This window comes from Catellatospora sp. TT07R-123 (assembly GCF_018327705.1).
Lineage (GTDB): Bacteria > Actinomycetota > Actinomycetes > Mycobacteriales > Micromonosporaceae > Catellatospora.
Map to the genome: position 1 here is coordinate 2990316 of NZ_BNEM01000001.1, position 15360 is coordinate 3005675.

Below are 15360 nucleotides of genomic sequence, written 5' to 3' on the forward strand. Positions count from 1 at the left end.
TGAAGGGAATCTTCTTGATGACCCTTCATGGTCTCCCGGTGACCGCTCACCGACGCAGCAGGTGCGCGTTGATCTCGACCACGTCGGCGGCGAACTGGGGCACCTCCACGACCTGCACTCCCGCCTCCGCCAGCAGCTCGACCCCCTCGCAGTCGGCCAGCAGCAGCGGCTCGTGCAGCGAGAAGCAGACCCGCCGGATGCCCGCGCGCAGGATCAGCCGCGTGCAGGACAGCGGCCGCGAGGCGCGCACCGAGCACGGCTCCAGCGTGGAGTAGATCGTCGCGTCGCGCAGATCCACCCCGGCCAGCTTCGCCAGCGCCGACTCCTCGGCGTGCACGTGCTGGTCGATCTCGCGCGAGTATCCGTAGGCCAGCTGCTCGCCGTGCGCGCCGACCACCACCGCCCCGACGTTGTACGCGCCGGGGCTGGGCGGGCAGTGCCGCGACCAGTTGATCGCCTGTCGCATGTGGGCGAGGTCCTCGATCGTCGCGATCATGCCTGGTCTTCGTTCGTGAGTCGGTCGTCGGTCAGGGGCCGGTCGTCGTTCGGGAGCAGGTAGCGCAGGTACGCGCAGTCGCCGTGGCGACCGGTGTCGGCCAGGACCATCCGGCGGCCGGGGCCGAACGGGAAGGCCGCGTCGCCGACGAAGCGCGGCGCCCCGCTGTCGCCGACGAAGAACGGCGCGACGGACAGCTCGATCTCGTCGACGAGCCCCTGCGCCAGGAACTGGGTGTGGATCGTGCCGCCGCCCTCGACCATGAGCCGCCGCACGCCGCGGCGGTGCAGGTCGGCCAGCAGCAGCGGCAGCGACACGGGATCGCCCGCGGCGACGACGTCGGCGACCGCGCCGAGCGTGGCGCGGGCCCGGTCGGCGGCGGCGCCGGGCACGTACACGATCTTGTCGCAGGCGCCGGTCGTGAAGAACGGCAGCGCCGGGTCCAGGTCACCGCTGCCGCTGACGGTCACCTTCGCCGGGGTCTCCGGCCTGCCCTGGTCGAGCCGCCACTGCCGCCACTGCGGCGAGCGCACCATCAGACGCGGGTTGTCGGCCCGGATCGTCGCCGCGCCGACCAGGATCGCGTCCACCCCGGCCCGCTGCCGGTCGACCCGGTCGAAGTCCTCCGGGCTGGACAGGAGCAGCCGCTCGCCACTGGTGTCGTCGAGGTATCCGTCGAGCGACATCGCCGCTTCGAGCAGGACGTACGGGCGGTCGGCCACGGGACGCTCCAGGGGGCGGTGGACGGCCGGGCCGGTCGGAAGGGGGCCGCAGCCGCGATGGCCAGCACTTTTGCCGGCGTCGTACGTACGGATGCTACCCCAGCCGCACCACGTACCCGATGATCTTGTGATGCATCCCGCACCTGACCTGGTGCCCGAAGTCACCGGTAACCCCGACCCGGCAGGTGGACATCCCCTGACATGCAACCAGAACAAGCCGCGGCCAGACGACGGTTCGAGGAGCTGTTCGACGCCCACTACGCGGAGCTGACCCGTTTCGCTACCCGCCGGGCGGGCGCCGACACGGCCGGTGACGTCGTCGCCGCCACGTTCCTCGTCGCCTGGCGCCGGTTCGCCGAACTGCCCGCCGACCACGCCCGCGCCTGGCTCTACGCCACGGCCCGGCAGGTCATCGCCAACGAGGTGCGCGGGCGCACCCGCCGCGACCGGCTCGCCGCCCGCGCGGCCGCCGACGCCGGAACCCCGGTCGCCGACCACGCGGGACAGGTCGACGAGCAGCTGCGCGTACGGGCCGTGCTCGACCGCCTCTCCCCCGCCGACCAGGAGGTCCTGCGCCTGATCGAGTGGGACGGGCTCGACGTGGCCGAGGCCGCGCTGGTCCTGGGGTGCAGTCGCACCGCGCTCAAGGTGCGGCTGCACCGGGCCAGGCGGCGGTTCGCGCAGCGGCTGCTGGCCACCGAGGACCGCGAGACCGGCCCGGTCCGCCGTCCGTCCATCATCGCCGGAGGGAGCACCACCTCATGAACGACTCCAGAGCCGAAGCGCTGGCCCGGTTGCGGGCCGCCGACCCCGCGACCGACACCCCCGACCCCCGTACCCCGCAGGCCCGTGCCCTGCTGGAGCAGGTGCTGGCCACCGCCGACACCCCGCCGCCCGCCACGTCCCGGCGCCGCCGCCGGTTCGCACTCGGCTTCGCGGCGGCCGCGGCCGCCGCGGTGACGGCGACCTTCGCCGTCGTCCTGCCCGCGTCGGCGTACACGGTGGACCAGCGGGCCGACGGGTCGGTCGCGGTCGTCATCCGCGCCTCCCAGCTGGACGACCCGGCCCGGCTCAACCGGGCGCTGGCCCGCGCCGGGGCCCGTACCGTGGCGCTGGAGATGGTCCCGGCCGACCGCTGCCCCACCCCGCCCGACGCCGACCCCGCCTTCCCGATGCTGGTCGACCCGACGCCGGAGGAGCTGGCCGCCTCGCTGGCCCGGTTCCCCGTCGACTACCGGCAGGGCGACGGGACGGTTCTGATCACCATCCGGCCGTGGCTGATCCCCGCCGCCGAGACCCTGGTGCTCGGATACGCCGTCGTGGACGGCCGCGGGGACCGGACTACGTACGTACGCCCGGTAGTGGTCCGGTCGCTGCCCGCCTGCCTGGCCATCCCCACCCCGCCGCACCGCTGACCGAGCGGCTCACACCTGTGGAGGTGTACGTACACCTCCACAGGTGTGAGCCCGGGAACCACCACGCCACCCGCAGTCCCCGACGCGGGCGGCGCGACCGCTCCGCTCGGGCAGGCGGCCCACCGCGCCGCGTGCGAGACTGCCGTTCATGGCAGAGCCGCGCCCGTCGGAGGCGGACCTGGACCGAGCGGCCCAGCAGTGGCAGGCCGAGGCTGAGGACGGCGTGCCGCCGGCCATGAACGCGCTGGGTGCGCTGCTGGCACAGCGCGGCGACCTCGACGGCGCGCTGCACTGGCTCGACCGGGCCGTCGCCGCCGAAGCGCCGGGGGCGCAGTTCAACCTCGCCCGGGTGCTGTGCCTGCGCGGCGAGCTCGAACAGGCGGAGCAGGCCTACCGGCACGGCGCCGAACGCGGCGACTCCCGCGCCATGAACGCGCTCGGCGACCTGCTGCACGAGCAGGGCAGGCCCGGCGAAGCCGAGGCGGCCTGGCGCTGGGCGGCCGACTGCGGCTCCGCCGACGCGCAGTACCGCCTCGGCTACGCCGCCTACCTGAACGGCGACCTCGGCGGTGCCGACCGGTGGTGGGCGCGCGCCGCCGAGGCGGGGCTGCCGAGCGCGGTGAACGCCCTGGGCATGCTGCACGAGGATCGCGGCGAGCGCGGGCAGGCGATCACACGGTACGAGGCCGCGGCCGCCGCGGGCAGCGAGCTGGCCGCCGACAACCTGCGCCGCCTGCGCGCAGCGAAGCCGCCGAACCTGTAGCCGCGGCCGTCCGTCGTCACGACGGGCGGCCGCGGCGTGCGGCGGACCGATCCTGTGCGCGGCTCAGGAGACCATGCGCTGGTCGGCGAGCTCGCTGAGCCGTACCGTGCACAGGCCGCTGCGCTCGGCGACGACCTCGGTCACGGTGAGCTGCGTGCCCGGGGCGAGGATGAACTCCTCCTCCCCGGTGAACGCCGAGAAGCTGCGGATGCCGACCGCCCGCGCCGGACGCACCTCGAACAGGGTCCGCTTGCCACGGCCGCCCATGAACGCCTGCGCGATGCCGAGCTTCGAGGTGCACGAGGACACGCCCCACCAGGTCACCGTCTGCCCGACCGGGTACTGGGCGCGCAGGTCCAGCGACACGCCGCGCCACAGCGGCTCGGTGCGCACCGGCAGCCGGGACACGGCGGAGAACAGCAGCCGCAGGTACGGCAGGTACGGCACGATCGCGGCCCGGTCCGGGTTGCGCAGCGCGGCGTTGATCTGCCGGTAGAAGGCCGACTCGCAGGTGTACAGGAAGATCGCGGCGGCCTCGTCGGCGGTCAGCGGCGCGGCCAGGTCGGCGGCCTGCTTGGCACCGAACTCGTGCGACCGCGCCACGGTCCCGGTCAGGCCGGGCAGCACCCGGGCCGCCGGGGCGACCGCGTCGCGGAAGTCCATCAGCGGGGTGTCGAAGACGCCCGTGATCGCGGGCAGCGCCAGGCCCTCGTCCTTGACGCTGGCGAGCCGCTCCAGGTAGAGCTTGTGCAGCTCCATCGTCGAGGTGATGAACGCGCCCATCCGGTCGGAGTCGCCGGTCCGCGCCCCGCCCTGGGCGGCGTCGCGGTCCCAGCCCTTGGCGGGCAGCCAGTCGATCTCGTCGGCACCCAGCGTCCGCAGCGCCGCGTTGACGTCGCCGAAGTGGTTGCCGTCGCAGAAGATGTCGCCCTGCGCGGCGGGGTTGGCGTGGTCGATGTGGCGCACGTCGACGTCCGGGTACTTCTTCTGCAACCGCTGCACGACGCTCTTGAGGTTGCGCGCGTGCGCGCCCCACCACGCGAAGACCACGCCCCGGTCCTGCTCCTCGGCGTGCTGCTTGGCCCGCAGGATCTCCTCGACGATCTTCTCGACCGACGGCCGCCAGAACGCGGTGTGCTGGTCGGTGCCCATCGTGCCGTCGCTGCTCGCGGTCAGGGAGGCGTTCAGCAGCAGCACGCCCTGGGTGAGCATCGCCTGGAACCACTCCGGCGGCTGCACCGTGTCGTGCTTGCGCAGCAGCGCCCGGATGTCGGCGATCGGCGTCTTCTTCGGGATGCCGTGCTTCCACATCGCCGCCGCCTTGATGATGCAGCGGATCGTGATCACCTTGCCGAACTGGCTGTCGGCCCAGTCGTGGAAGGTGTTGTCGAACATGGCGATGCCGGTGGCGCTCTCGGGGCGCGGGAACGGGTTCTGCCCGAAGACGACGACCTTCCACTTGTGCGGCGGGTTCGGCTTGAGCGCCTGGAACGTCAGCTCGCGGACCGGCACCACCTTCGGGCCGCGGCCCGGTCCGATGAACGCGGCGGCGTTGCCCTGCCCCTCGATGACCGGCTTGAGCAGCGGCAGCCACGACTCGCCGCCGCCGGTGAACAGCTCGGCGAGGGCCAGCGGGTCGTCCGGATCGGACGGCGTGGGGACGGCGGTGTCGCTCATCGTGGACTCCCGGGAAATGGCAGGCTGAGCCCGCGCTGACGCCGGCGGGCGAGGTGAGGTCTGGAGCCTAGAACCCGGCTGCGACATCGTCGCGACCGTCGGATCGCGACGGACGGGTTTGTCGGTCGGCCCCGCTATGTTCGTCACCGCCGAAGAGGACCCCTCATCAGACGGAGTGAGCCATGACCGCCGACCGTACGAAGCCGCTGCTCGACGTGGTGCTGACCGACATCAACACGAAGGTGGTGCAGGCGTGGCGGTCGGCGTTCGCCGACACCCCCGAGGTGACGATCTCCCAGGGTTCGATCCTGGACAAGCGGGTCGACGCCTGGGTCAGCCCGACCAACTCGCGCGGCCTGATGAACGGCGGCGTCGACGCGGTCGTCAAGCACCACCTCGGCGCGGGCATCCAGCTGCGCGTCCAGCGGGCCATCCGGGACGGGTTCGGCGGGTCGCTGCCGATCGGCAGCGCGGTGTGCGTGCCGTCCGGGGCAGCCAACCCGAAGTTCCTCATCTCGACGCCGACCATGACGGAGTCCGCGCAGAACGTGCGCGAGACGCTGAACGTGGCGCTGGCCTGCGCGGCCGCGTTCCAGGCGATCCACCTGCAGAACGCGCGCGAGCCCGGCAGCATCACCTCGGTCGCCCTGGTCGGCCTCGGCGCCGCGACCGGCAAGGTCCCGGCCCAGATCTGCGCCAACCTGATGTGGGCGGGCTACACCCTGTTCCAGGACTGTGCCTTCGACGACTACGACGAGCTGCGGGCGACCGTGTCCGAGCAGCTGGCCGACATCGAGCAGCGGCCGGCGGCCCAGCGTGTGCGGATCACGCCGCCCGCTCACCGCGCCCGCCGCTGAACCCGGGGAACGGCACACCAACCGGACGCCAAGCGGGCCGCCGCAGGATGATCCTCCACCCGTACAGGAGGAGGATCATCCATGCCGGACACCGGACGGCCCGACGTGCTGGGCATGCGCCTGGCCCATCGGGCGATGCGGGCAGACCTGCACCGGCTCACGCACCTGGCGGAGCTCATCGGCTCGGGCGGCGTCACCTGCTCCCGCCGCCGGGCGGCGGCGCTGGCGGCGTACGCGGGGCGGGTCTGCGACGGCGTCCGCCACCATCACGACGCCGAGAACCGGCACCTGTGGCCGGTGCTGGCACGGGTGGCGGGCGCCGAGATCGACCTCTGCGAGCTGGTCGACGACCACGCCGCCCTCGACCCGCTGCTCGACCGGGCGTGTGCGGCGGTGGCCGCGTTCGCGCACGAGCCCGGCGACCCGGCGGCGGCGCAGCGCTGCGCGTACGCGCTGCGGGCCGTACGGGACCTGCTGGACGAGCACGTCGACGAGGAGGAGCGCACCATCCTCCCGGTCATCGACCGGTATGTCACCGTGGCACAGTGGCGCGCCGTCGAGCAGGCCGCCCGGCGGGGCGCCGACCCGCTGTTCGACCTGTGCCGACGGGAGCGCGTGGCCGAACCCGCCGAGCTGGCCGCCCTGCGCGCGGCGACCGGCCCGGTGTCCCGGCTGCTCCTGGCGCTGCTGCGGCCCGGCTACCGGCGACGGGAACGGCTCATCTTCGGGTGAGCACGCCCGCTCGCCGAGTTGCCGGGCAATCGGGCGTATCTTGCGGGTTCATTCGCCCGATTGCCCGGCAACTCGCGTGATCTTCGGCGGGGCGGGGCAGGGCAGGACGGGGCGAGGTCGGACAGGGGGCGGGATGGGCGGCGCGGCAGGGGATGCGCTCGGTGGGGTCGACGCGGTGCCGTGGCAGAGGCTGCATCACGCGTACGGGCCGGCGGCCGACGTGCCCGAGCGCCTGCGCGCGCTGCTCAGCCCCGATCCGGCCCGGCGCGGCGAGGCCCGGCGGCACCTGTGGGCGAGCATCTGCCATCAGGGCACCCGCTGGCAGGCCAGCCAGGCGGCGGTGCCGTTCCTGGTGGCGCTGGTGGACGATCCTGCCACCCCCGACCGGGCCGGTGTCCTCGCGCTGCTGACCGCCGTCGCGATCGGCCCCCGCCGCGACGACCGGCTGCCGTTCGACGCCGACCGGGCGTTCGCCCCCGCCGACGCCCTTGACGGGGTGGACCTGACGGAGACCCTCGGCCGCTTCTACAGCGGCGACGAGCTGACCGGCGAGGAGACGGCGCTGCTGGAGCTGGCGGTGGTGCGGTGGGAGGCCGACTGCCACCGGTGCGCGGCCCGGTTCACACCCGCGATGACCGGCTGGGTGTCCGACCCGGAGCAGGACGTCGCCGCGCTGGCCGCCGCCCTGCTGCCGTGGTTCCCGCCGACGCCCGCGGGCGTCGCGGCGCTGGCCGCCGTACCGGCTGAGCGCGAGCGGGCGCGAGCCAGCGCCAACCTGGCGCTGGCGCACTCGCCCGGTGCGGACCCAGCCGCCGACCGGCGGCTACGGGACCTGCTCGGGTCCGGCGGCGACCTGGTGCCGGTCACCGCGGCCGTCGCGCTGGCCTACCGGCACGGCGACGCGCTGCCGGAGCAGGCGCTGTCGGTCCTGGTCGACGCGTCCGCGCGGGACCTGCCCGCAGAGGTCACCGGGTGGGACCGCGCGCCGCGCGGCTTCGTGATGCTGGCGCTGCGCCGCCTCGGTCTCGGCTGATCCCGGCGGCCTCAGCTGGCCCCCGGACTGGGCGTGGGGCTCTCCTCCCCCGAGGGGGGCGGGCTCGTGGGCGGGGGCGGCGGCGGCGCGGGCGTCTCCTGCTCGGCCGGGCGCGGCGGGGACGGCGACACCACGGGCGCCTTGCGGGTGTATCCGCTGACCAGCGTCGCGACCTCGCAGGAACCGCGCTCCGCGCCGTTGGGGCCGGTGCCGGGCTTGCCGCACTGGACGGTCATGCCGAGGGTGCGGCCCGGGTCGAGCACCAGGGGCGGGTCGAAGACGAGCGGTTGCAGCGACAGGTCCTCCAGCGACACGACCACCAGGCGGTCGGCGGCGGGGATCGGGGCGGTCAGCGTGCCGTCGGCGGTCGCCGCGACGGTGCCGATGGTCAGGATGCCGGTGGCGCGGTACGGGTTCTGCGGCAGCAGCCGCGCCACCGTCAGTGCACGGGCCGTGGGCAGCGGGACCGCGACGCCGGTCACCGCAGACCCGGGCGGCGCCGCCACGGGCAGCCGGGCCGTGACGGGGAGCCCCAGCGGGTTCTCGCCCGCGGCGGCGGCGCTGGCGGACGCGCCCGGCGCCGGGGCGGGCGCGCCGCTGGCCGGCGGCAGGTCGACGCCCACCTTGTCGGCCACCTTGCGCAGGTTCTCGTCGGTCTGCGCGATCGGCCCGGCGACCTCGCTGCGGGCGGCGTCCCGCACGGCCGGCCGCAGCAGCAGCGCCCACAGCGCGATCGCGCCGATGGCCAGCGCGGCGACGGTCGCGGCGGTTCGCGGCAGCCAGGGCGGCATGATCGGGTTCTGGAGGAAGTTGGCCTGGGAGTCGACCGGCTGCGGCGGGGTGGTGCCGGGCGGCGCGCCGATCTGCGTACGCAGCGTGAACGGCATGGTCTGCGATGCACCGCGCCACAGGATGCCGCGGGCGCGGGCCTGGATCTGCGCCCGCGCCGCCGTGCCGGGGGCGATCTGCTGCTCGGCCGGGACGACCACGAGGTCGAGGGCGGCGTTGGGGTCGGTGGCGCCGGAGTGGACCGTGACCGGCGCGTTGCCCCGGTTGACCATGGTCACCTCGTGGCGGCCGCGCCGCCAGCCCTTGGTGGTGAACGGGACCACGTCGACCTGGAGGTCGGCGTACGGGGCGACGGTGAGCACGCCCTCCTCGACCGTCGTCCCGGCCACGTCCTCCTGGGGCTCGACCCGTACGCCGAACGGCAGCTGCCCGAACGGGGTCGCGGCCTCGTGCGGCGGGGCGAAGCGCAGCGTCACCGTCGCCTCGTGCCCCGGCAGCAGCGACAGCACCGGCGGCTCGACCGTGCACCACGCGCCGGGGTCGCCGATGACCGAGATGCGGAACTGGTCCACGACCGTGCCGGTGTTGCGTACGGTCATCGTCGTGCTGACCGATTCTCCGGTCCCGACCGCCAGCTCGTGGTTCTCAAGGTTCGCGACCGCACCCATGTCCCGACGATAAGGGGCTGTTCGGCGAGGGCCGGGCATCTTCCGGGAACCAGCTGTCCGAATTAATCCAATTCACCGATACGGCCCCGGCACCGGCTGCGACCATGAGGCGTGTCCGCCGTCCACGCACCCGACCGCCGCCGGGACCGCCGATGATCTCCGAAGTCGACGAGGCGCTGACCGCCCTCCTGCGGCGTGAGGCGGTCGAGGACGTGACCGTCGAGATCGTGCTGGAGGCGCCGAACCGGGAGTGGACCGCCCGCCGCAACGCGCCCACCATCAACGTCTTCCTCTACGACATCCGCGAGGAGCTGCGCCAGCGCGCCCAGGGGCACATCGACCAGCGCGACGAGTCCGGCCGGGTGGTCGGCCGGCTGCTCAACCCGCGCTTCTTCGTCCTGTCCTATCTGGTCACCGCGTGGACCGCCCGGCCGGAGGACGAGCACCGGCTGCTGTCGGCCGCGCTGGCCTGCATGCTGGCCCACGACGCGCTGCCCGCCGACCTGCTCACCGGCAGCCTCGCCGAGCTGGGCCGCCCCGTGCCGCTCACCGTCGCGCTGCCGCCGCCGCAGGATCGCGCCTTCGCCGACGTGTGGACGGCGCTCGGCGGCGAGCTGCACCCGTCCCTGGACGTGCGGGTGGTCGCGCCGATCCGGCCCGGGGTGCGCCTGCCCGCCGGGCCGCCCGTGCAGGAGCCGCCGATCGTACGGATGTCGGAGCGGTGAGCCTGCTGGGCGAGCGGCTGCGCGCCGTCGAGGCGGCGGTACGGTCCGCCGTGGCGGCCCGCCGGGCGGTCGACCCGCAGCCCGACGACGCGTTCCGCGGGCTGTACCTGTCCGACGAGCAGGCCGAGGCGGTGCTGGCCGACCGGCGCCCGCCGGTCGGGCCGGTGACCGCGGCACCCGGCGCCGGGTCCGCCCGCGCGGACGGCGACCGGCTGGCGCGGCTGGCCGAGCGGTTCGGGCTCGACGACCCGGACGTGACCCTGCTGGCGATCGCACTGGCACCAGACCTCGACCCGCGCTTCGAGCGGCTGTACGGATATCTCAACGACGACGTCAGCCGCCGCCGCGCCTGCGTCGGACTGGCCCTGGATTTGGCCGGGCTGTCGGCGCGGTCGGCCGCCGACCGGCACCGGCTGGCCGAGCCGGGGCCGCTGGTCCGGGGCGGCCTGGTCGTCGTCGAGGACACCGAGCGGCCGGTGCTCGGACGGGGCCTGCGGGTGCCGGACCGGGTGTGCCTGCACCTGCTCGGCGGGGACGCGCCCGACCCGGCGCTGCGGCCCCTGCTGGCCGACCCGGTGCCCGCGCTGGCCGCGCCGGCGCTGCCGGGCGGCCCGGCGCTCAGCTACCTGCGCGACCAGGTCAGCGGCTGCGCCATGGCCGCCGCGACGGCTGCCCGGCCCGACGCCGTCGTGCTCGACCTGTCCCGGCTGCCCGCCGACGCCGACCCGGCCGCCGTCGCGGCCGCTGCCGGGCGGGAGGCCCTGCTCCGCGCGGTCGCCCTGATCGCCGGGCCGGTGGAGGCACTGGCCGAGCGGGGCGCGGGCGCGGTGCGGGTCTTCGCCGACCTCGACGCCCCGGTGCTGCTCACCGGCTCCTGCCCGTGGGAGCCCGCCTGGTCCCGGCGCATCCCGGCCGTCACCGAGATCGCGGCCCCGACCGGCCCCGAACGCGCCGCGCTGTGGCAGCGCGAGCTCGGCGAACCGGCGGCGCCGGAGCTGGCCGCGCTGACCGCGCCGTACCGCTTCTCCCCAGGCCAGATCGCCCAGGCCGCGCAGGCCGCCCGCCAGGCCGCCGCGCTCGACGGCGGCGTGGTGACGGAGCCGCTGCTGCGCCGGGCCGCCCGCGACCGCACCGTGTCCGGGCTGGAGCGGCTGGCCCGGCGGGTGACGCCGGGGGTCGGCTGGGCCGACCTGGTGCTGCCCGGACCGGTGCTGACGCTGCTGCGCGAGCTGGTCGCCCGGGTCCGGCACCGCGACACGGTGCTGGGCGCGTGGGCGATGCGCCCTGGCGGCGGTCGCGGCATCGGGGTGACCAGCCTGTTCGCCGGGGACTCCGGCACCGGCAAGACCATGTCGGCCGAGGTCGTCGCCGGTGCTCTGGGCCTGGACATGTACGTGGTGGACCTGTCCACGGTCGTCGACAAGTACGTCGGCGAGACCGAGAAGAACCTCGACCGGATCTTCGCGCAGGCGGAGAACTGCAGCAGCGTGCTGCTGTTCGACGAGGCCGACGCGCTGTTCGGCAAACGCAGCGAGGTGTCCGACGCGCACGACCGCTACGCCAATGTGGAGACCGCGTTCCTGCTCCAGCGGATGGAGTCCTTCGACGGCGTCGCGGTGCTGACCACGAACCTGCGCGCCAACCTCGACGACGCGTTCCTGCGGCGGCTCGACGTGCTCGTCGACTTCCCGAAACCCGACGCGGCCGCGCGGCAGCGGCTGTGGCAGGCCTGCCTGCACCCGCACCTGCCGCAGGACGAGGATCTGGAGCTGGAGTTCCTGGCCGACTCGTTCGACCTGTCCGGGGGCAACATCCGGTCGATCGCGGTGACGGCGGCGTACCTGTCAGCCGAGGCAGGGCGGCCGCTGTCGATGACCGACCTGGTCACGGCGGTGCACCGGGAGTACCGCAAGCTCGGCCGCCTGGCCACCGCCGCCGAATTCGGCCCCTGGTTCGGCGCCTGGGCAGTTTGAGCACGGTCCGCCGGTCAGGCCGGGACCTCCTCCTCCGGCTCCTCGGGGCCCTGGCGCTGCACGTCCGGTGCGGCCGGGGCCGCGTCCTCCTCATGGCGCTGCACGGCGCCCGGACCGGCCAGCACCGCCGCGGCGTTGGCCTCGGCGGCGCGCTCGAACCGGTCACCCGGGTCGGAGACGCGCACGCCCCCGCCCTGCTCGGTGCCGTCCACGGCCCCGCCTCGCTGCTGGAGCACGTGGGTCAGCTCGTGGGCGACGGTGTGCCGGCCCGCGTCGCTGTGCACGTCCTCGCGCCCGGCGCCGAGGACGATCTCGTCGCCGACCGTGTACGCCTGCGCCTGCACGCTGGCGGCGCTGTCCGCGGCCGGACCGCCGGTGTGCAGCCGTACCGAGGAGAAGTCAGCGCCGCCGAACCGGGACTCCATGTCGGTCCGCAGCCCGGCGGGCATCGGTGACCCGCCGCCGTGGCCGATCACGTCGAGCACCGGCGAGCGCTGCTGCTCGGTGTCCTCAAGGGCCGCGGCGACCGCGGCGTTGCCCGCAGAACGTTGCAGTGTCAGCAGTTCGCGGTGCGGCGGCGCGGTGCCGGCGCCGTCGGCCCGCACCTTCGCGGGGCGGGTCGCGTGCTGCGGCGACATCTCCTGCTCATGCATGACGGCTCCTTAGAGAATTGCCTCACACCCCTATGTTTCCGCAGCTAGCCTTGGTGGCGGGTAGCTTCCGGACATTTCCCCTTCGGGCCCCGGGCTTCCGTCATCCGCCACCGCCGCGGTGAGCACACCAGACCGGTGAGCGGGTCACCGTCGGCCGAGAAAGGGCAGGGTCATGGCTCCCTATCTGTCACCCGGTGTGTACGTCGAGGAACTGGAGGCGTCCTCCCGGCCGATCGAAGGCGTCGGCACCGCCGTGGCCGCGTTCGTCGGCCTGGCCACGCAGGGACCGGTGAACGCGCCGACGCTGGTGACCAACTGGAACCAGTTCACCAACGCGTTCGGCGACTTCGCCGAGGGCTCGTACCTGGCCCACGCGGTGTACGGCTACTTCGCCAACGGTGGCGGCAGCTGCTACATCGTGCGCATCGGCGGCGACGGCGCCGCCGCGAACCGCACGAACGGCGCGAGCGGCACGAACGGTGCCGACGGTGACGGCCCGGCAGCCGACGCGCCGCCGCAGGCGGCGACGGGCATGCTCGGGGCGTACCCGGTGCGCGCGCTCAAACCCGGTCCCGGCGGCAACGCGATCGAGATCGACGTCGAGGCGGCCGAGTCGCCCGAGGGCGGCGAGGGCGCGCCGGACAAGGGCGGCAAGGGCGGCGGCGGTACCGATGAGGACTTCAAGATCACCGTACGCCGCGAGCAGCAGCGCGAGCAGTTCACCGTGTCGACCCGGCCCGGCCGCACCAATGTGGCGACCGTCGTCAACGCGCAGTCCAAGCTGATCGCGCTCGAAGAGCCGGTCGGCGCCGTCACCCGCCCGCAGGCGGGCACCGTGGCGCTGTCCGGCGGCTCGGCCGCGGTGGTGGTGGCCGCGGCCGCGTCCGCGCCGGCCCCCGTCGTCGCCACGAACGGCGGCACGCCCCGGCCGGAGCACTACGTCGGCGACTCCGCCGACCGCACCGGGTTCGCCGGGCTGGAGGCCGTGGAAGAGGTCACCATCCTCGCCGTGCCGGACCTGATGGCGTCGTACCAGCAGGGGCAGATCGACCTGCAGGGCGTCCAGGCGGTACATCAGGCGATGCTCACCCACTGCGAGCTGATGGGCGACCGGGTGGCCATCATCGACCCGCCGCCCGGCCTCAACGCCCAGCAGATCAAGCAGTGGCGGATGGGCGAGGCCAACTACGACTCCAAGCAGGCCGCCCTGTACTGGCCCTGGATCAAGGTGCTCGACCCGGTACGCGGCCAGCCGATCATGGTGCCGCCCAGCGGGCACGTCGCCGGCGTCTGGGGCCGCAACGACGACACCCGGGGCGTGCACAAGGCACCGGCCAACGAGGTCGTACGCGGCGCGCTCGCACCCGAGCTCCAGCTCACCCGGGCCGAGCAGGACCTGCTCAACCCGGTGGGCATCAACTGCATCCGGTCGTTCCCCGGGCGCGGCATCCGGGTGTGGGGCGCGCGCACCCTGTCCAGCGACCCCGCGTGGCGCTACCTGAACGTCCGGCGGCTGTTCAACTACCTGGAGGAGAGCATCCTCGGCGGTACGCAGTGGGCCGTGTTCGAGCCCAACGACGTGGCGCTCTGGGCCAAGCTGCGCCGCACCATCAGCGCGTTCCTGGTCAACGAGTGGCGCCGCGGCGCGCTGTTCGGGCTGACGCCGGACGAGGCGTTCTACGTCAAGTGCGACGAGGAGACCAACCTCGCGGAGAGCATCGACCTCGGCCAGGTCATCTGCGAGATCGGCGTCGCCCCGGTCAAACCGGCCGAATTCGTGGTCTTCCGGCTGGCCCAGTTCTCCGGCGGCGCCAGCCTGGTCAGCGAGTGAGTGAGGAGAGGTCATGGGACTTCCGGAACGCGACACCGCCGTCGGGCACTCCTTCGGGCTCGAGTTCGACGGCATCACCATCAAGGCCATCACCGAGGTCACCGGGCTCAAGATCGAGCAGGACGTCATCGACCTCAAGCAGAACACCAACGACGGCAAGTACGAGATCAAACGGCTGCCCGGCCGCCCCAAGGCGGGTGAGGTCACGCTGACGCGAGGCCTCACCGCCGACCAGAGCTTCTCGAAGTGGGTCAAGGACAGCCAGTTCGGCAAGATGCAGGACGCCCGCAAGGGCGGCTCGATCATCATCTACGACTTCGAGGGCGCGGAGATCAAGCGATACAAGCTGGTGAACGCCTGGCCCAAGAGCCTGGAGATCGGCAGCCTGAAGGCGGGCGACACGTCCCTGCTCACCGAGAAGCTCGCCATCACGTACGAGCGCATCGAGGTCGGCTGATGCGCCGGGTGATCGGCGCGGTGCTCACCAGGCAGGCCGACACCCCGCGCGACCAGCTCGTCACCGAATTCGGCTTCACCCTCCCGCTGGGCTATGTGGACAGCGGCGGCGCGGTCCACCGCGACGGGGTGATGCGGCTGGCGACGGCCCGCGACGAGCTGGTCCCGCTGCGCGACGACCGCGTACGGGAGAACCCCGGCTACCTGTCGGTCGTCCTGCTGGCCCGCGTCGTCACCCGGCTCGGTGCCGTCACCGACATCCACGCCGGGGTGGTCGAGAACCTGTTCGCCGCCGACCTGGCGTTCCTTCAGGACCTCTACCGCCGGGTCAACGCCGAGGGCCACACCCGCGCCGACGTCAACTGCCCCGGCTGCGGGCACGGCTTCACCGTCGACACGGCCGGCAGCCGCCTGGGGGAATCGTGAGGCACCCGCCTGAGCAGCTCTGGCAGGAGATCGCAACGGTGGCGTGCCGCTTCGGCTGGTCGCTGCAGGACATCCTCGACCTCGAACACGCCGACCGGCGCCGCCTCGTCGGCATCATCGGCGACTGGGACACCGGGAGGTAGG

Annotated in this window: 17 protein-coding genes; 12 read left to right on the forward strand and 5 right to left on the reverse strand. The window is 73.9% G+C overall.

Features of this window, described 5'->3' with window-relative positions:
* Nucleotides 1-46: 46 nt before the first annotated feature.
* The gene (locus tag Cs7R123_RS12710) at nucleotides 47-496 is read right to left on the reverse strand and encodes a deaminase (protein ID WP_212826313.1); all 450 of its coding nucleotides are present in this window, start codon (nucleotides 494-496) and stop codon (nucleotides 47-49) included.
* Nucleotides 493-1218, reverse strand: a complete 726-nt coding sequence (locus Cs7R123_RS12715; protein ID WP_212826315.1) for a dihydrofolate reductase family protein — start codon at nucleotides 1216-1218, stop codon at nucleotides 493-495. Before Cs7R123_RS12715 ends, Cs7R123_RS12710 begins: the two co-directional genes overlap by 4 nt.
* 201 nt (nucleotides 1219-1419) lie before the next feature.
* On the opposite strand from Cs7R123_RS12715, the gene Cs7R123_RS12720 reads away from it, so the two are divergent.
* From Cs7R123_RS12720 to Cs7R123_RS12730, 3 genes are all read left to right on the forward strand, one after another.
* A complete protein-coding gene (locus Cs7R123_RS12720) occupies nucleotides 1420-1983 on the forward strand; it encodes an RNA polymerase sigma factor (RefSeq protein ID WP_212826317.1) in 564 nt (187 codons plus the stop codon).
* Complete coding sequence (locus Cs7R123_RS12725) at nucleotides 1980-2633, forward strand: hypothetical protein (protein ID WP_212826319.1); 654 nt, start codon at nucleotides 1980-1982, stop codon at nucleotides 2631-2633. The genes Cs7R123_RS12720 and Cs7R123_RS12725 overlap by 4 nt, the downstream gene beginning before the upstream one ends.
* 148 nt (nucleotides 2634-2781) lie before the next feature.
* Entirely contained in the window at nucleotides 2782-3396 is a 615-nt protein-coding gene (locus Cs7R123_RS12730; RefSeq protein ID WP_212826321.1) for a tetratricopeptide repeat protein, read from the forward strand.
* Between the two features lie 63 nt (nucleotides 3397-3459).
* Here the strand turns inward: Cs7R123_RS12730 and Cs7R123_RS12735 are convergent, their stop codons facing one another.
* Nucleotides 3460-5073, reverse strand: a complete 1614-nt coding sequence (locus tag Cs7R123_RS12735; protein ID WP_212826323.1) for an ADP-ribosyltransferase domain-containing protein — start codon at nucleotides 5071-5073, stop codon at nucleotides 3460-3462.
* A 182-nt stretch (nucleotides 5074-5255) separates the two neighbouring features.
* Between Cs7R123_RS12735 and Cs7R123_RS12740 the strand changes: the two genes are divergently transcribed.
* The 3 genes from Cs7R123_RS12740 to Cs7R123_RS12750 all read left to right on the forward strand — a co-directional run bounded on the left by Cs7R123_RS12740 (nucleotide 5256) and on the right by Cs7R123_RS12750 (nucleotide 7695).
* Nucleotides 5256-5930, forward strand: a complete 675-nt coding sequence (locus tag Cs7R123_RS12740; protein WP_212826325.1) for a macro domain-containing protein — start codon at nucleotides 5256-5258, stop codon at nucleotides 5928-5930.
* A gap of 81 nt (nucleotides 5931-6011) precedes the next feature.
* Nucleotides 6012-6662, forward strand: a complete 651-nt coding sequence (locus Cs7R123_RS12745; protein ID WP_212826327.1) for a hemerythrin domain-containing protein — start codon at nucleotides 6012-6014, stop codon at nucleotides 6660-6662.
* A 175-nt stretch (nucleotides 6663-6837) separates the two neighbouring features.
* Nucleotides 6838-7695 carry a hypothetical protein gene (locus Cs7R123_RS12750; protein ID WP_212826329.1) on the forward strand — a complete coding sequence of 286 codons (858 nt, stop codon included), beginning with the start codon at nucleotides 6838-6840 and terminating at the stop codon, nucleotides 7693-7695.
* Between the two features lie 11 nt (nucleotides 7696-7706).
* On the opposite strand, the gene Cs7R123_RS12755 is transcribed toward Cs7R123_RS12750, so the two are convergent.
* Complete coding sequence (locus Cs7R123_RS12755) at nucleotides 7707-9152, reverse strand: hypothetical protein (RefSeq protein WP_212826331.1); 1446 nt, start codon at nucleotides 9150-9152, stop codon at nucleotides 7707-7709.
* A gap of 152 nt (nucleotides 9153-9304) precedes the next feature.
* On the opposite strand from Cs7R123_RS12755, the gene Cs7R123_RS12760 reads away from it, so the two are divergent.
* Nucleotides 9305-9877, forward strand: coding sequence for a DUF4255 domain-containing protein (locus tag Cs7R123_RS12760; RefSeq protein ID WP_212826333.1), 573 nt, complete (start codon nucleotides 9305-9307; stop codon nucleotides 9875-9877).
* Nucleotides 9874-11850, forward strand: coding sequence for an ATP-binding protein (locus Cs7R123_RS12765; RefSeq protein WP_212826335.1), 1977 nt, complete (start codon nucleotides 9874-9876; stop codon nucleotides 11848-11850). The genes Cs7R123_RS12760 and Cs7R123_RS12765 overlap by 4 nt, the downstream gene beginning before the upstream one ends.
* Before the next feature lie 14 nt (nucleotides 11851-11864).
* Here Cs7R123_RS12765 and Cs7R123_RS12770 read toward each other — a convergent pair whose 3' ends face one another.
* On the reverse strand, nucleotides 11865-12503 hold the full coding sequence (locus tag Cs7R123_RS12770; RefSeq protein ID WP_212826337.1) for a DUF4157 domain-containing protein: 639 nt from the start codon (nucleotides 12501-12503) through the stop codon (nucleotides 11865-11867).
* Between the two features lie 172 nt (nucleotides 12504-12675).
* Here Cs7R123_RS12770 and Cs7R123_RS12775 point away from each other — a divergent pair, with 172 nt between their 5' ends.
* The 4 genes from Cs7R123_RS12775 to Cs7R123_RS12790 are packed head-to-tail and all read left to right on the forward strand — an operon-like array spanning nucleotide 12676 to nucleotide 15359.
* Nucleotides 12676-14334 carry a phage tail sheath subtilisin-like domain-containing protein gene (locus tag Cs7R123_RS12775; RefSeq protein WP_212826339.1) on the forward strand — a complete coding sequence of 553 codons (1659 nt, stop codon included), beginning with the start codon at nucleotides 12676-12678 and terminating at the stop codon, nucleotides 14332-14334.
* A gap of 13 nt (nucleotides 14335-14347) precedes the next feature.
* Entirely contained in the window at nucleotides 14348-14791 is a 444-nt protein-coding gene (locus Cs7R123_RS12780; protein WP_212826341.1) for a phage tail protein, read from the forward strand.
* Nucleotides 14791-15216 (forward strand): hypothetical protein, encoded by a 426-nt coding sequence (locus tag Cs7R123_RS12785; protein WP_212826342.1) that lies wholly within the window; start codon nucleotides 14791-14793, stop codon nucleotides 15214-15216. The genes Cs7R123_RS12780 and Cs7R123_RS12785 overlap by 1 nt, the downstream gene beginning before the upstream one ends.
* A complete protein-coding gene (locus Cs7R123_RS12790) occupies nucleotides 15213-15359 on the forward strand; it encodes a DUF6760 family protein (RefSeq protein WP_212826344.1) in 147 nt (48 codons plus the stop codon). Before Cs7R123_RS12785 ends, Cs7R123_RS12790 begins: the two co-directional genes overlap by 4 nt.
* The last annotated feature ends 1 nt before the right edge of the window (nucleotide 15360 follow it).

What these genes read in the sequence shown, in the direction of transcription:
- Cs7R123_RS12710 (WP_212826313.1), bottom strand. Translation starts at nt 496, where the DNA reads ATGATCGCGACGATCGAGGACCTCGCCCACATGCGACAGGCGATCAAC.
- Cs7R123_RS12720 (WP_212826317.1), top strand. Translation starts at nt 1,420, where the DNA reads ATGCAACCAGAACAAGCCGCGGCCAGACGACGGTTCGAGGAGCTGTTC.
- Cs7R123_RS12725 (WP_212826319.1), top strand. Translation starts at nt 1,980, where the DNA reads ATGAACGACTCCAGAGCCGAAGCGCTGGCCCGGTTGCGGGCCGCCGAC.
- Cs7R123_RS12730 (WP_212826321.1), top strand. Translation starts at nt 2,782, where the DNA reads ATGGCAGAGCCGCGCCCGTCGGAGGCGGACCTGGACCGAGCGGCCCAG.
- Cs7R123_RS12735 (WP_212826323.1), bottom strand. Translation starts at nt 5,073, where the DNA reads ATGAGCGACACCGCCGTCCCCACGCCGTCCGATCCGGACGACCCGCTG.
- Cs7R123_RS12740 (WP_212826325.1), top strand. Translation starts at nt 5,256, where the DNA reads ATGACCGCCGACCGTACGAAGCCGCTGCTCGACGTGGTGCTGACCGAC.
- Cs7R123_RS12745 (WP_212826327.1), top strand. Translation starts at nt 6,012, where the DNA reads ATGCCGGACACCGGACGGCCCGACGTGCTGGGCATGCGCCTGGCCCAT.
- Cs7R123_RS12755 (WP_212826331.1), bottom strand. Translation starts at nt 9,152, where the DNA reads ATGGGTGCGGTCGCGAACCTTGAGAACCACGAGCTGGCGGTCGGGACC.
- Cs7R123_RS12760 (WP_212826333.1), top strand. Translation starts at nt 9,305, where the DNA reads ATGATCTCCGAAGTCGACGAGGCGCTGACCGCCCTCCTGCGGCGTGAG.
- Cs7R123_RS12770 (WP_212826337.1), bottom strand. Translation starts at nt 12,503, where the DNA reads ATGCATGAGCAGGAGATGTCGCCGCAGCACGCGACCCGCCCCGCGAAG.
- Cs7R123_RS12775 (WP_212826339.1), top strand. Translation starts at nt 12,676, where the DNA reads ATGGCTCCCTATCTGTCACCCGGTGTGTACGTCGAGGAACTGGAGGCG.
- Cs7R123_RS12780 (WP_212826341.1), top strand. Translation starts at nt 14,348, where the DNA reads ATGGGACTTCCGGAACGCGACACCGCCGTCGGGCACTCCTTCGGGCTC.
- Cs7R123_RS12785 (WP_212826342.1), top strand. Translation starts at nt 14,791, where the DNA reads ATGCGCCGGGTGATCGGCGCGGTGCTCACCAGGCAGGCCGACACCCCG.